General features: G+C 41.1%; 17 protein-coding genes. 8 read left to right on the top strand and 9 right to left on the bottom strand.

What is annotated here, in order from left to right:
* Positions 1 to 13: 13 nt before the first annotated feature.
* From F7734_RS17220 to F7734_RS17200, 5 genes are all read right to left on the bottom strand, one after another.
* The gene (locus F7734_RS17220; protein WP_155745865.1) at positions 14 to 853 is read right to left on the bottom strand and encodes an ABC transporter permease; all 840 of its coding nucleotides are present in this window, start codon (positions 851 to 853) and stop codon (positions 14 to 16) included.
* A gap of 7 nt (positions 854 to 860) precedes the next feature.
* Positions 861 to 1286 (bottom strand): hypothetical protein, encoded by a 426-nt coding sequence (locus F7734_RS17215; protein ID WP_155745836.1) that lies wholly within the window; start codon positions 1284 to 1286, stop codon positions 861 to 863.
* A 627-nt stretch (positions 1287 to 1913) separates the two neighbouring features.
* Positions 1914 to 3227 carry a glycosyltransferase family 4 protein gene (locus F7734_RS17210; RefSeq protein ID WP_155745835.1) on the bottom strand — a complete coding sequence of 438 codons (1314 nt, stop codon included), beginning with the start codon at positions 3225 to 3227 and terminating at the stop codon, positions 1914 to 1916.
* A 930-nt stretch (positions 3228 to 4157) separates the two neighbouring features.
* Positions 4158 to 4670, bottom strand: coding sequence for a hypothetical protein (locus F7734_RS17205; protein WP_155745834.1), 513 nt, complete (start codon positions 4668 to 4670; stop codon positions 4158 to 4160).
* A gap of 343 nt (positions 4671 to 5013) precedes the next feature.
* Positions 5014 to 5283: an acyl carrier protein gene (locus tag F7734_RS17200; protein WP_243146929.1), complete on the bottom strand. Its 270-nt coding sequence runs from the start codon at positions 5281 to 5283 to the stop codon at positions 5014 to 5016.
* Positions 5284 to 5459: 176 nt separating this feature from the next.
* On the opposite strand from F7734_RS17200, the gene F7734_RS17195 reads away from it, so the two are divergent.
* From F7734_RS17195 to F7734_RS17175, 6 genes are all read left to right on the top strand, one after another.
* A complete protein-coding gene (locus F7734_RS17195) occupies positions 5460 to 5834 on the top strand; it encodes a type II toxin-antitoxin system RelE/ParE family toxin (protein WP_155745833.1) in 375 nt (124 codons plus the stop codon).
* A gap of 3 nt (positions 5835 to 5837) precedes the next feature.
* Positions 5838 to 6188 carry an XRE family transcriptional regulator gene (locus F7734_RS17190; protein WP_155745832.1) on the top strand — a complete coding sequence of 117 codons (351 nt, stop codon included), beginning with the start codon at positions 5838 to 5840 and terminating at the stop codon, positions 6186 to 6188.
* A 326-nt stretch (positions 6189 to 6514) separates the two neighbouring features.
* The gene (locus F7734_RS65355) at positions 6515 to 6877 is read left to right on the top strand and encodes a DUF4058 family protein (RefSeq protein ID WP_207714125.1); all 363 of its coding nucleotides are present in this window, start codon (positions 6515 to 6517) and stop codon (positions 6875 to 6877) included.
* Position 6878: 1 nt separating this feature from the next.
* A complete protein-coding gene (locus F7734_RS65350) occupies positions 6879 to 7193 on the top strand; it encodes a DUF4058 family protein (RefSeq protein WP_207714128.1) in 315 nt (104 codons plus the stop codon).
* A gap of 181 nt (positions 7194 to 7374) precedes the next feature.
* Complete coding sequence (locus F7734_RS17180) at positions 7375 to 7629, top strand: hypothetical protein (protein WP_155745831.1); 255 nt, start codon at positions 7375 to 7377, stop codon at positions 7627 to 7629.
* Between the two features lie 9 nt (positions 7630 to 7638).
* Entirely contained in the window at positions 7639 to 8079 is a 441-nt protein-coding gene (locus tag F7734_RS17175; protein WP_166481963.1) for an HNH endonuclease signature motif containing protein, read from the top strand.
* 287 nt (positions 8080 to 8366) lie between these two features.
* On the opposite strand, the gene F7734_RS17170 is transcribed toward F7734_RS17175, so the two are convergent.
* The 4 genes from F7734_RS17170 to F7734_RS17155 form a co-directional block, all read right to left on the bottom strand.
* Positions 8367 to 8705, bottom strand: coding sequence for a hypothetical protein (locus tag F7734_RS17170; protein WP_155745829.1), 339 nt, complete (start codon positions 8703 to 8705; stop codon positions 8367 to 8369).
* A 9-nt stretch (positions 8706 to 8714) separates the two neighbouring features.
* Positions 8715 to 8912 carry a hypothetical protein gene (locus tag F7734_RS17165; protein ID WP_155745828.1) on the bottom strand — a complete coding sequence of 66 codons (198 nt, stop codon included), beginning with the start codon at positions 8910 to 8912 and terminating at the stop codon, positions 8715 to 8717.
* 241 nt (positions 8913 to 9153) lie between these two features.
* Complete coding sequence (locus F7734_RS62040) at positions 9154 to 9366, bottom strand: zinc ribbon domain-containing protein (protein WP_347566222.1); 213 nt, start codon at positions 9364 to 9366, stop codon at positions 9154 to 9156.
* A gap of 60 nt (positions 9367 to 9426) precedes the next feature.
* Positions 9427 to 10563 carry an ABC transporter permease gene (locus tag F7734_RS17155; RefSeq protein WP_155745827.1) on the bottom strand — a complete coding sequence of 379 codons (1137 nt, stop codon included), beginning with the start codon at positions 10561 to 10563 and terminating at the stop codon, positions 9427 to 9429.
* 876 nt (positions 10564 to 11439) lie between these two features.
* Here F7734_RS17155 and F7734_RS17150 point away from each other — a divergent pair.
* Positions 11440 to 12408: a terpene synthase gene (locus tag F7734_RS17150; protein WP_155745826.1), complete on the top strand. Its 969-nt coding sequence runs from the start codon at positions 11440 to 11442 to the stop codon at positions 12406 to 12408.
* Positions 12409 to 12524: 116 nt separating this feature from the next.
* A complete protein-coding gene (locus tag F7734_RS17145) occupies positions 12525 to 13859 on the top strand; it encodes a cytochrome P450 (protein ID WP_155745825.1) in 1335 nt (444 codons plus the stop codon).
* The last annotated feature ends 23 nt before the right edge of the window (positions 13860 to 13882 follow it).

Raw genomic sequence — 13882 nt, 5'->3', positions numbered from 1 at the left:
TTGTGCTCCTCACCTAAATCACATCTGCAAACGTGCGCTCCATCTTGCGGAAATACCAAATACCACTAAAGAACAGCAAGACAACCAGCCCTAAAGATAAGCCAAAGCCTGGTAAATACAGATGTGCTTTCCCTCCTAAAATCGCCCAACGGAAACCATCAATCACCCCAACCATTGGGTTCAACGAATAAAGCAAGCGCCACTGTTCTGGAACAATGCTACTGCTAAATCCCACTGGCGAAATATACAGACCGAACTGCACGATAAACGGTACGATGTAGCGAAAATCCCGATATTGCACATTCAACGATGCCAACCACAACCCTGCCCCCATTGAAGCACCAAAAGCGATCGCAACAAACAACGGCAGTGTCAGTATACGCCAGCTAGGCACATAGTTGTACCACGCCATCAACCCCAGCAAAATCATCCCTGAAACTAAAAAGTCCACAAAACTGACAACTACAGCACTTGTAGGTACAACCAACCGTGGAAAATAGACCTTTGAAATCAAGTTAGCATTACTAATTAAACTATTGCTGCATTCGGAAAGAGCGTTGGCAAAAAACTGCCATGGTAACATTGCTGCAAACACCAAAATTGGGTAAGGTACACCCTCGGAAGGCAACTTTGCTAAATGTCCAAACACAAAGGAGAACACCACCATCGTCAAAAACGGACGAATCAGCGCCCAAGCCATACCGATCGCAGTCTGCTTGTACCGTACAAGAATGTCTCGCCACGCCAAAAAATAGAACAATTCTCGGTAACGCCATAAGTCCTTCCAGTACTGCCGTTCCATACGTCCGGCTTCAAGAACTAACTCATGCTTAGTCGTTTCTTGACCATTCATCATTGGCTCATCCAACACATTTAAAATCCTCCCTGCACCTATAACCAACTTTCCTTGACTGCCGCAAACTAAACTCTCCTACAGAAGGATTTCCTTGTAGAGGAACCACCCCCATTGCCTGCTGCCAAAGTTCTGGAGGTGCAACAGACAAATCATAGGTGTTATCTCGCTTCCGCACGTGATACCATTTTGTCTCCTCACACTCTTGACACCAAAAAGCCTCCAACCATTCACCACTCAGAAGGACTGTAGTTTTGCTCCCTATTAACAATAAAGAACTCTTTCGCCCCATCCCTCGTTGCTGAAGTTGTCCAGCCTTATCTGCAAATAACGGATGTTTTTGACTGACGCTATCAAGATAGCAACCATGCATTGGGCAAGAAATAGCCCGCCGTTTTGAACGCTTGCGATTTCGGTCACACCTTCTCTGCATTTCAACCTCCTTTATCAACAGATAATACACAGACAAAATGAAGGTTTTGTGGAGGAGGGACTGAGATCGAAAGACCATCGAAGCCCGCTCCTAAATCATGGTAAATATATTTAATTTCAACAAGATTTTTCTAGCGTTATACCGATGTCCTCAAACTTTTCAAGCATCGCAATTACGCGATCGCAGACAAATTAATAGATGGAACACAGATAACGTTAGGGACTACACTGACTAAGTTTTTACAGTTAAGTAGATGAACAAGAATATATCATTCTAAGCTCCTGTTGCTTTAATTTGCCGAGCCTATATTTCCCAAAAAATAGTCATGACTAACACATCGGCAAAAAAACTTAATATTCTAATTTTTTTCCCGTTCGGTAGGTTGGTCAGCTATGCCACCTTTTAAGAATTTATGTATATTATTCTCCGTACTTTTAATTGACATTTATATAATATTGCGTATCCAAAATTATGCTATTCGTAAAACTACTGAATAATTGTTTTCATGTGCAATTGATACAAGTAAAACTACTTGAGTGTGTAAATAGACCACAGTAGGGGCGCAAGGCATTGCGCCCCTACAAACGATTCATTTAGGTGAAAACTACTGTAAAAACGCTACTAGCCCTACAGCATAGCTTCCCGCAATACCCTGAGATACTGCTTCGATATCACCTGAGGAGTGAAATAACACTCAACGTAGTCACGAGCTGCTTGACCCATCTTCTCAGCTAAATTATTATCTTGACTCAGCAAGCGAATAAACTCAGCTAAACCAACACTATCTGTGTTTTCAAACGTAGTGCCACAATTCCCATCTGCAATCAGTTGCTTTAAATATGAATGTCCCGGACAAATAACAGCGACAGGTCGTCCCGTTGCGAGAGCAGGGTAAAGTTTGCTCGGAGCAACTAGGTTTTCCATACCAGGATCGACACTCACCAGTGATAAATCGCAGGCTGTCAGAGAATAAGGCAACACGCCCTTTTCTTGATATGGAAGAAACAGAAAATTCTTCAGCCCCAGTCGATGCACCTGTTGAATCAACTCATCACGTTTAGCCCCACCACCAATACAGACAAACTGAATATTTTCTTCATCTTGCAAGTATTGAGCTGTTTCCAACATAGTTTTTATGTCATGGCATCGACCCAGGTTACCTGAGTACATTACAGTAAATTTACTCACTAAGTCGTGTTGGTGGGCAAACCAGTTGTCTTTCTTTTCAATAGGCACAATAAAATTTGGATTTGCCCAACTGTGGATGACAGAAATTTTGTGAGCAGCCTCCGGACATTGAGCTGCTACCTGTCGCTTCATGGCTGGACTCAGAACAATAATGCTCTTTGCTTTCTTCAAAATTTGTCTGTTCACACCCCGCCAGATACGAGCTATCCAGTGATGTTTTGGTATGACGTTTAGCGCGATCGCAATATCTGGATAAAGGTCGTAGAGTATGCACACATAAGAGACTCCAAAAAGAATATGTGCTATATATCCTAAAATTGGCAAGAATGGAGGGGCCGTAGTTAATAACACCACATTGCGCCGTCGAGCAGCATTCAACAGATAGAATAGAGCACGCAAAGTAAACAAAATACCATTAATCGCTTTACCACGAATCCGTTGAGGACAGAGTTGAGTCGTACAAGAGCGTTTAATTTTTAACCCGCCAGATTGTTCAACGGATGGAGCATTAGCCGTCTTAAACGCATACCCTGGTTGACCTGTAAAAACTTCGACATCTACCCCCTCTTTTTCCAATTGTTTCACCAGTTCCTCAATAAGTTGCCCAGTAGCTGCAAAGTCTGGAGGAAAAAACTGAGTCACAACAGACAATTTAATAAATTGCTCTATACCTAAAAAATCGCTGACATTAATATGCTGTAAGCTTTCAAAATCGCTTTGAATAACTCGCTGTACTCTTTCACTCTGTGTCATAGAAGTATGCTCTTGCAGAAAGAAAATTTAAGACTTTTTGGAAACAATTTTGGGCAGTACAAGTCCTTCACAAGAAATCAAATTCTAGCTATTCATTTAAAATTTATTAAAATTGATTTTTAGTTGTAGTTGGGACAAATTTGTATATATGCATAGCTATGCTTGTAGCTTAAAAAATTCCCAAAAAAATGCGGGGATCGCATCTACAGCAACCCTCGCTTTAGAATGACTACAAACTTGTGTATAAGGGACTTGATAAGCTTTAGCCAACTTAAGCTTTCATGCAGAACACAACGGCTCTGCTAAGAAGAAAGCCTCAGATTTCAAAAAAGCTGGTAGATCGATCGAAACAACAATTTTTTCTTAGTTTTTCTTAATAATATATGTGTACTGTTCCTTGTCGTTACAGATTCACTTTGACATATACATATTACTCTTTTTACAAGGTGTTACTATTCGTGAAATTACTGATTTTTATACATTGATACCTAGATTTATATCTATGAATAAATCAAGCTTTAGCGTTCCATGTACTATAGCTCAATGGATAGAAAGCATATAGCTAGCTGAGTTAGAACCACGATAAGGTTATAGTCCCACCTCATTTCCCATTTTCGGTCAAAACTGTTAGTTATTGGCGGTTATACCAGCGCCTTCTTAGGGATTCTAATAATTATAGATATAAGAAGAAATACTATAAATTTATACACTATTTTTTTCTGCTCTGTCAGTGCTAATAAACAGAGTCCAAAAAATGCCTCACTACGGCTTGGGCATTTATGACAACTCCAACAGGTAAAAAGTTCCTTTTTTGGGAGTGATTCTATCGATAGGAAACTGATATAGCTATCAACGAACTTACTCCTACCCTTTCCGCTTACAGAACCAGTGTAGAGACGCTTCAAACAGCGCGTCTCTACATATCTACAATTAAGCCCCTGTCGGTTCCGCATACCCCTGCAAGTTTTCCGGCTCAAACTGGCGCAAAATGCGAGTCGCCTGATTGGTCAATTCCTGAGTCCCCTTCACAACAATCAAATACTTCCCTGCATTCAGACGATTGCGATAAGGTAGAGCATCCCCACTCCCCACAGCCAAACCAACTCCGCCACCAACAAAATATGCACCCATCGCACCAGCAGCAGCACCGAAAATCCCGCCAATAATATGATTGCCAATATTTCCAATGGGCAATATCTCAATCCCCGTCAAAGCGTTAAAAGCGTACCCAGCCACAAAACCAAAAGGAAGCAGCCAAGAGTTCAAACGGGCAATCCCTTTTTTTGCCTGCTTGTTCGGATCGATGAACCCAAACTCATCAGCACTCTTATACCCCTGACCTAAAATATCAATTTGATTGGTTGGTAAACCTTCCTTTTCCAATGCCGTGTAAGCTTCCTCAGCCTTAACCCTATCCGGTAAAACTGCAACAAGATAATTCATAGCTCTATCCCCAGTGTGTCATTTCACCAACAAAATCCCTCACTTCCCCAAGCACGCAACGTTACACATTGTTGATTCTGGCGCTAAAGCGCAACTACGAACCTTTTTCAATGTGCAGTCCGATCTTAGAGAAATGGGGTTTCTTACAACGTAAATATCCCAGTGGTAAAAAACGTCAACCCAGAGATTGAGATAACTGAATGGGAATTGGCGATCGCCTATATTGCTAATTCACATTCAGCTAAACTTCTAAAAAGTAAAAAATATTTATGCGGTTACTGGTTTTCTAGAGGGAGAAAGCCCGCGAGGAGAAGCGATCGGGTAAGCGCTGTACAAGAAAATCTTAGGTTTTGCGTAGCGCATCTGGTGGTTGAATAACTTCTGCAAGTGCATCCAATTCATTTCCAAGATAATCTGTGTTCGCTAGCATCTCTGGCTCTACGTGCTCGTGCTTAAGAAGTGCATAGAGTAAAACATTACCATCTTTCGCTTGACGATAACGCAATTGGGGGCTGTATCCCATTTGTACCAGCAAATTTAAAGTTTCAGCCACAGTCATGTTTTCAACAGCACTTAAGTTACTAGAGATGTAGCATTTCAGGCGCGATCGCATGATGTACTGAGTGGAAGTTGTGCGATCTCGTTACTACTTGCACCTACCCAGTAGTTTCGTACTCGATCTAAGAGATCTCAATAAGTGAATTATTGGAGATATTGCTTTCATGTCCACTTTGCGATCGCCAAGTTCTAATATACTGTTGAAAATATATATTTTTGAGCACATAATTAATGAGTTGGGTTGTTGAATTTCATGAAGATTTCGATCCAGAATTTGATGCTCTACCAGAAGAGGTGCAAAACAAATTACTGTCCCGTATAACCCTGTTGCAAGCTTTCGGCTCTGAGCTAGGAAGACCCCATGTTGATACACTTAATGGTTCGCGGCATAGCAACATGAAAGAATTAAGGTTTAAAGCAGCAGATGGTACTTGGCGTGTTGCATTTGCTTTTGACCCCAAGCGACGTGCAATATTGCTAGTTGCAGGTGACAAGTCAGGCAGTAGTGAAAGTCGTTTTTACAAGCAACTGCTCAAAACTGCTGATGCCCGGTTTGACGCCCATCTTGCAAAACTAAAGATTCAACAAGAAGAAAACGGAGGATAGACCATGGGAAAAACTTTGAAAGAAAAACTAGAAGAGTTGTCACCAGAACGACGAAAAAAAATTGAAGAAGAAGCTAACTTTCTCATTGCTGAGGAAATGACTCGACAGCAATTGAGAACAGCGCTCAAACTTACTCAGGAACAAATGGCGCAACTTCTTCAAATCGACCAAGGCAATATTTCTCAACTAGAACAGCAAACTGATTTAATACTCTCAACCTTGCGGAAATACATTGGTGCAATGGGAGGTGAGTTAAAGCTTGTTGTTGAATTTCCAAACCGTCCACCAGTCGCACTAGCAGGTATTTCTGCCATTAAAGAATTAGAAGAAGAATTAATGGATACTGAATTGTAGCGTTAAGACAGACCGATGGATTGGGGAGGGAACTTAATTTTCATACCCCCTTTATAAGGATTTTTTAAGGTGAAGAATTTGCTAAAGCAGTGATGCAAGGGTTATCTTCAAGACTTACGCAACCTCAACGTTCTTTTAGGAATTTTACGCTTTGTAGATCCCCCCAACCCTCCTTAAAAAGGGGGGCTTTGTGTAAGTCTTAATGGGGCTTTGCCTAAGTCTTAATATCAATATTGGTATGAAGGGTATAATTATTAAATGTCCTAATGACGGAGCGTATCTATGGTTAAAACAATTCCCAATTCCGAACACACAATGTGATTAAAATGACAGCCAACCAATTTTCAAACATCCTCTCAGAACTATTATCTTCTCCGATCGCTCCGATAATTCCACAGAAGAACAACCAACAGCAGGCGATCGCTCCACAGCCACCCAGATCCGACAAGGGACAAGTTAAAGTCCCCATGCCTCTAGCTGTCAACGAGCGCTATCTAGAAGTTCGGGAAATTGTTACAGACGAGGTTATTACCGTAATAGAACTTTTATCTCCAAAAAATAAACGTTCTGGAGATGGTAGAACAGCTTATGAGAAAAAGCGACGGGCAATTCTCGGTAGCGCCACTCACTTAGTAGAACTGGACTTGCTACGCGGTGGTCAACCAATGGCAATTCTAGGAATGCGATAAGCTGGGTACAGCTTGCGCTTCGCGATCGACAACAGCATACCGCATCCTCATCAGTCGGAGCGATCGACGTCCCACAGCCGATTTATACAGCTTTACCTTGCAACAAAAACTACCTACTTTTCCAATTCCCCTAAAGCCCAACGAAGAAGAACCTTTGGTGCCATTACAAGACATCTTTAACGGCGTGTACGATCGCGCTCGTTATTCCACAAGAATTGATTATCGCCAACCTATCCCACCTCCCGCACTATCAGCAGTAGATCGAGAGTGGGTTGCAAAGTTATTAACTCCATTAACTCCAAATCAAGATGTATAATCAAAAACTAAAGATTTCAAGAAATAAATCATCCATTTTGTGGGACGGGCGTATTCGCCCGCTATTTTATTACTCTGAATTTTCTTAGAACTTACGCATGAACCTTGACCGAAACTTAGAACCCTAGGATATTTATTTCAAGTACCATAGATAAAGTAAATCCAGAAGAACATATACATATATGACTACCGTAGTCAAGGTTACCAAAGTTTACGATGAAATCATCGAGTTTATTGCTGCGGGAACAACTCCTCAAAGCGTGATTGATTTTAAAATATCGGCTGAGGCAAAAGAACGTTTAGACGATCTGGTATATGCTCATCACACTGGAGAACTGACACCAGATGAAAAGAAGGAATTAGATTGTTTTTTGACGTTAGAGCATATAATGAGGTTAGCAAAAGCCCGTGCTTATACCTATATTAAAATTGAGTAAGTATTGAATGTGCTTCGTCTCTACATTAGTACAGATCTCCGTCGTTTAGTTATCAAACGTACTGATTCTCTCTGTGAGTACTGTCTGTTTTCAGATACGGATGGTATAGATTTTCAACTTGACCACATTATCAGCGTCAAACACGGCGGTGCAACCACAGCAGAAAACCTCGCTTATTCTTGTATCTTTTGCAATCTCCAAAAAGGAACCGATTTAGGATCGATTAATTGGCAAACTGGGGAACTCGTGAGGTTTTTTAATCCACGTCGCGATTTTTGGGGAGATCATTTTCGCTTAGAAGATGCTATTATTCGACCTTTGACAGACATTGGAGAGGTCACGGTACGTATTTTTGATTTTAACAATGATGAGCGAGTGGTGGAACGTCAAGTATTAATGACAGTTGATAGGTATCCTTCTGCATCGGCATTACAGCGCATGAGTCAGTAAGGGATCGATCTGGTGTTATGCTATAGTGCGGCGATCGCTTCGGCGCAAGCTGTACCCAGCTCATCACACAACTACAAAACCAGAGCCATAAAAAATCGATCGCCGCACTAGAAAAATGAGGACTAGTATAAGAAATGTAACCTCTCGTTTAAGAAGTCAGGGAGCTAGTCGTTAGAAGCGCAGTCACAATTGCTACCAACAATAAATGGCGTCCTCGCCCGCTACTTTATTATCTGGCGGTTTCAAAATTTTATCCCCCATGGTGGGCAAGATTCGCTATTCGACAGTTACCCCTGCCCCTGTCGTCCAAATAAATATTGAAGAATTCGTTGGTTTTCGGTTTGAATACCCCTGACTTCAGATTGAAGTTCTCGCATAATCACTCGATCTTGTTGAGCTTCTTCAACAAAATCACCTATGACACCAACTAAGTGGCTAATGCTATCTTGCAATTCTTGCTTGAGTTCTGCTTGTTGCTGAGCTAGCTGTGCGATCGCTGCTATATTAACCTGCTGCTGCTGGGTTAGCTGCGAGATAGCTGCTGTGTTAACCTGCTGTTGCTGTACAGTTTGCAACAGGAGTGCTTCTATAAGATCTAGCCGATTGGGTTGTTCTGCGTTGGTCATTAATTTTCCTTATTTTTTAGGTGGCTTGGGTGGTGGTGGCAATTCTCCCTGTGCTTGCTTCGTTGTCACTGCTTCCAAAACAATAGTTTCAATTAAGTTACTTGTAGAGCGGTTTTCGACTCCCGCCCATTGGTCAAGATACTCCTTAACCCATTGGTCGCATACAAATTGCACTCTGGGACGATCTTTCTTAGGGACGTTAGGCATAAGTAGACAAACATACGCTTAATTACCTTAGATTACTACACCTTAGTGGTTGAGTCATTGCCTTACAAACACCTAATGTATTTTACATTAACCCGTTGAATTGTTACAGTTACCTGCTGTTATTTTAGCAGTAATTGTCAGGGTTACGTGACAAAAAAAGCGAAAATTGTAGTATGAGCGCTAAGTTAGCCCGCCTTTTTTACAACGTCAGCATTCGTGCTACCTTTAAGCCTCACATCTCTCACAAGATTGATTGTGAAACTACAACATCCTGGGTTAAGGACTCAATAGACAGTTGTGTTCCCTTAACCTGGAAGGCGGTAGCCTGCAAAGCAGCCAACATAATGTTAACTGCGCCCACCCAATCTCTGGGAGCCGTAAACTTACACTTGGGACACGCAAACACTTTGTTGCCTCCAAGTTTGCAATGAATCTCTCCACAATGTCCGAGCACGATTAATGAAGTTATGAGCACCAAGCACCTGGTCACTGGTCACTGGTCACTGGTCACTGGTTACCCCAACTGTTGCCGAAACTGCCGAATACTCAAAGACATAAGCACCGCAGCAAAAACTAGTAAAATCAGCACCTGAGGCCAAAGCGTCTCCAGACCCACCCCCTTCAACAACACCCCACGGCAAACCTCAATAAAATAGCGCAAGGGATCTAAATAAGAGAGCCATTGTATAAACGTTGGCATAGAAGAAATTGGAGTTGTAGCTCCACACAACAGAACTAGCGGTGGATTAATAAAGAAAGCAGTCAACTGCGTCTGCTGTTCGCTCTTTGAGTAAGTTGCAATCAAAATCCCAATACTAATACCTACCCAAAAGTAAAGCACCGCGATCGGTAGGAATACCAACAAATTACCCCGTAATGGCACGCCAAACACCAGCCTTGCGACACCAAGAGCAATCAAAACATCCAACGTTAGCAAAACCAGTAACGGACAAACCTTAGCCAGAATCACCTCACTATTAGAAGCAGGAGTCATCACCAACTGCTCAACAGTCCCTGCTTCCTTTTCCCTCACCACCAAAGAAGCAGCTGCTTGAGAACCAATCACCGTCAGCACAATGCCAAACATTCCCGACACAATAAACCAAGAACTCTCCAGCCCAGGATTGTAAAAAATCGAAGTCTGAACCTGTACCCGGTTCTTTTGTAAATCCCCCCTATCCTGCTGTCGCGAGTTATAATCGCTCACCAATTGATTGATGTAACTCGAAGCAAGACTTGCCGTATTTGCATCAACAGCATCATACAATGCCTGCACTTCTACAGGACGTTTTTTAGCAATATCACCAGCAAACTCTCGCGGAATGGTCATAGCAACCGTTAGTTTTCCCGTTGCCAAATCCTCTATCATCTCCTTCTGGTCGGAATAATACCGACTTACCACAAACGCATCCGTCTGGTCAAATATTTGTACAAATTCCCGTGAAGCACTACTGTTACTGTAATCCCTAATACCAACCTTCAGATTTTCCACTTCCGGATTTAAAGCAAAACCAAACAGCATCAAAAAGACAGTCGGCGGAACAAGCAACTGAATCAAAAGCTGACGGTTGCGAAATATCTGAGCAAACTCCTTTTGGAAGAGCGCCCAAAATCGGCTTCCTAAAATTGAGTCAATTAAATTGAACAACATAAACCAATATGATTTTGGATTTTAGATTTTGGATTTTGGATTGAAAGAAATCTTATATTGATATTTGTATATAGGAAAATGCTTCCTGGATGCACAACAAAGAGGTACTTCAGGATTAAAAAAATCGTACTGAAGGTATATCCGAAGATTGATAAAGAAGCCTGTGAGTAAATAACTAAATAATATCTTGCCCATCTTCCATTCCTGCATATATTTTTTAATTGGAAATCCATAACCTCATCCCCCAACCCAAAATCGAAAAATCCAGAATCGCAAAATCCAAAATCCAAAATCCAAAATCAAAAATAAAAAATCCAAAAACCAAAATCAAAAAAAAAAAATCCAAAAAAAAAAAACCAAAAAAAAAAAGCAAAAAAAATATTAAAAAAAACAAAAATTATGTAAAAGAAAGTTTTTGAAGCAACAGTAATTATCTGAAACACTACAAAATACAGGCTGAATTTTAAATTCAAATTCTGTATAAAGTGTTGTAGCGTAGCCATTGTTATTCAAAAAACAAAAGATGGAAAATCTTGAGGAAATTGATGTTGAAATAAGTCATTGCATTGATGCAAGGGCATGATTTTGCTCTAGCTTGTTCCATAAAGCTTAGTGAATTTGCAAGTATCGACTCAAAAGAATAATGACTTTTCGTTTCAGGCATGACTTCCTGAGAAAAGTTTACGTTTTGTAAATTTTCATTGGGAGATGTCTAAAACTAAAATGTCGTGTTGCTTAAAGCAGTGAGTTGCTTCTGCTTGAACGCGATTAGCCACTAGCTATGAGAAATTAGCTGCCACTTGCAGTTGTTATTTAAGCCCTCTGACTTCAGGTTGGGTCAATTTATCCTGTGTTTCGAACGCTGAGAGAGGTTTTATGACTCAATTAACTTTCCCTAAATTACACTGTCCATTTCCATCTCAAATCAACAAATACTTTAATGTTTTGGAAGATTATTCTTTAGAATGGGTGTTGCGCTTCAACTTATTGGCAAAAGAATCTACTTATCGTCGGTTTTCTAAGTCAAAATTCTTTTTGCTAGCTGCACGTGCATACCCAAACTGCCAATTAGAAGAATTAAAAATTGGAAACGACTGGTTAAGTTGGGTATTTATTTGGGACGATCAATGCGATTTGTCAGAGTTGAAAAAACAACCTGAAGCCTTGAAGGTTTATCACACAAGATTTTTGGAAATCTTAAATGGAGCGGAACCTAGAAAGAACGATATACCTCTAAGCCACGCTTTACACGATTTGCGACAGAGGACGGTTCAAAGAGCGAGCACGCAATGGTTTCGTCACTTCCTCCTTTGCTTTGAAGAATACTTCCTTGGATGTGTTAAAGAAGCAGCCGTCCGCGCACAAAATATTGTGCCTGACATTGATGCTTATATGATGATACGCAGAGCGAGTGTAGGTGGAAATCTTTTCCTCACAGTCAGCGAGTTTTGCAATAACTTCATGCTAAGTGACTTTTGGAGAAATCACTATTTTGTAGACAAGCTAAAGCTAATGACAATCAACGTTCTTGCTTGGTGTAATGATATTTTTTCAGCATCAAGAGAAATGGCAAGTGGTGATGTACATAACATAGTCTTAGTGCTGCATTATCAACAACAGCTTTCTTTAGAAACCTCAGTTGAGCGTGCTGTAATCATGCACGATCGGGAGATGGAATCTCTTACAAGCTTGGAAGAATCTAAGCCAGTTTTTGGAAACGAACTAGACACAGAATTGGCGCAATATATCTCCATAATGCATGCTTGGATACGTGGCAATCTAGATTGGTATTCTTATACCGATCGCTATCAAAGTGTAGAAATGTTGGAACCAGTTAAACACTAATCTAGCTTGAAAAAAGGAGTAGGAAGTAGTAGAGACGCGCTATTTGAAGCGTCTCTACAGAAAGAAAGAAAATTTTCATTTGTTATCGTGTACGCAGTTCATGATGGATACTTAAAATGACAATAACTATTAGCCAGGGAGCGCTACCTTTACCTCCTGGTCACTTTGGTCTACCTGTAATTGGTGAGACACTTAACTTTTTGTACGATCCACGTTATGTTGAAAAGCGACAAAAGCAATACGGATCGATTTTCAAAACCAGTTTATTTGGATGTTCTACAGTTATTGCGATCGGAGCAGAAGCCAATCGCTATTTGTTTGCCAATGAAAAATCGCATCTTTCTGTTGGATGGCCTGAGACTATCAAGGTACTGCTGGGTATCGGCTCTTTAGTTATCCAAACAGGTAACGAGCACCAACAGCGACGCAAGATGTTCCATAAAGCCTTTCAACCAAAAATTATGGAACAGTCCATTTCTGGAATAGAAAGCATTACTCATAATTATTTAGACAAATGGGAACGCATGGGTACATTAAACTGGTTCCCAGAACTGAGTAAATATTCTCTTGATGTCGCCTGCAAATTTCTCTTAGGCGTGGAGACTTCTAACGATTGCCATTTCAGTAAATTGTTTGAGGAGTGGGGAGACGGGCTATTCTCTATACCAATACGTTTACCTTGGACTAAGTTTGGTCGAGCATTACACAGTCGCGAACAACTACTGATACGTATTGAGGAAATTGTACGCAAACGCCAGCAACAATCACATACAAGTCAAGATTTTTTGGGGCTACTGTTGCAAATACAAGACGAAGATGGGAATAAGTTAAGTTTGCAGGAAGTGAAAGACCAAATTTTAACGTTTCTATTTGGTGGTCACGATACAGTAGCGTCAGCGCTGACATCTATGTTTATGTTTTTAGCACAGTCTCCGGAAGTTTTGGCAACTGCCCGTGCAGAACAACGACAGTTGGAGTTTAAGGAACCGCTAACACTGGAACACCTAAAGCAGATGACTTATCTAGATCTTGTTGTTAAGGAAGTTTTGCGAGTCACTCCCTCTGCTAGTTTTGGTTTCCGCAAAGTCATAAAGGAATTTGAATTTAATGGTTATCGCATTCCCCAAGATTGGATTGCCGTTTACGTAATGAGAAGAACTCATCAAGATAGTTCTATCTATACACAACCCGAGCGTTTCGATCCACAGCGTTTTGCGCCAGAAAGGGCTGAGGATAAAGCAAAACCATTTGGTTATGTACCTTTTGGTGGTGGAATGCGAGAATGTCCCGGTAAGGAGTTTGGCAAGTTGGTCTTAAAACTGCTGACAGCAATGCTGCTACGCGAGTATGAGTGGGAACTGGAACCAGGACAAAATTTAAATCTAGTCCTGTTTCCTACACCATATCCTTATGATGGTCTCAGGGTTAAGTTCCGCCGTCTTGCCTCATAGCGATGGTAGGGTGGGCATTGCCA

It is taken from the genome of Scytonema sp. UIC 10036 (assembly GCF_009725235.1).
This window is presented reverse-complemented; position numbering and strand designations above follow the sequence as displayed.

What these genes read in the sequence shown, in the direction of transcription:
- F7734_RS17205 (WP_155745834.1), bottom strand. Translation starts at nt 4,670, where the DNA reads ATGAATTATCTTGTTGCAGTTTTACCGGATAGGGTTAAGGCTGAGGAA.
- F7734_RS65355 (WP_207714125.1), top strand. Translation starts at nt 6,515, where the DNA reads ATGACAGCCAACCAATTTTCAAACATCCTCTCAGAACTATTATCTTCT.
- F7734_RS17195 (WP_155745833.1), top strand. Translation starts at nt 5,460, where the DNA reads ATGAGTTGGGTTGTTGAATTTCATGAAGATTTCGATCCAGAATTTGAT.
- F7734_RS17150 (WP_155745826.1), top strand. Translation starts at nt 11,440, where the DNA reads ATGACTCAATTAACTTTCCCTAAATTACACTGTCCATTTCCATCTCAA.
- F7734_RS17170 (WP_155745829.1), bottom strand. Translation starts at nt 8,705, where the DNA reads ATGACCAACGCAGAACAACCCAATCGGCTAGATCTTATAGAAGCACTC.
- F7734_RS17200 (WP_243146929.1), bottom strand. Translation starts at nt 5,283, where the DNA reads ATGCGATCGCGCCTGAAATGCTACATCTCTAGTAACTTAAGTGCTGTT.
- F7734_RS17145 (WP_155745825.1), top strand. Translation starts at nt 12,525, where the DNA reads ATGACAATAACTATTAGCCAGGGAGCGCTACCTTTACCTCCTGGTCAC.
- F7734_RS17210 (WP_155745835.1), bottom strand. Translation starts at nt 3,227, where the DNA reads ATGACACAGAGTGAAAGAGTACAGCGAGTTATTCAAAGCGATTTTGAA.
- F7734_RS17165 (WP_155745828.1), bottom strand. Translation starts at nt 8,912, where the DNA reads ATGCCTAACGTCCCTAAGAAAGATCGTCCCAGAGTGCAATTTGTATGC.
- F7734_RS17190 (WP_155745832.1), top strand. Translation starts at nt 5,838, where the DNA reads ATGGGAAAAACTTTGAAAGAAAAACTAGAAGAGTTGTCACCAGAACGA.
- F7734_RS17220 (WP_155745865.1), bottom strand. Translation starts at nt 853, where the DNA reads ATGAATGGTCAAGAAACGACTAAGCATGAGTTAGTTCTTGAAGCCGGA.
- F7734_RS17215 (WP_155745836.1), bottom strand. Translation starts at nt 1,286, where the DNA reads ATGCAGAGAAGGTGTGACCGAAATCGCAAGCGTTCAAAACGGCGGGCT.
- F7734_RS17180 (WP_155745831.1), top strand. Translation starts at nt 7,375, where the DNA reads ATGACTACCGTAGTCAAGGTTACCAAAGTTTACGATGAAATCATCGAG.
- F7734_RS17155 (WP_155745827.1), bottom strand. Translation starts at nt 10,563, where the DNA reads ATGTTGTTCAATTTAATTGACTCAATTTTAGGAAGCCGATTTTGGGCG.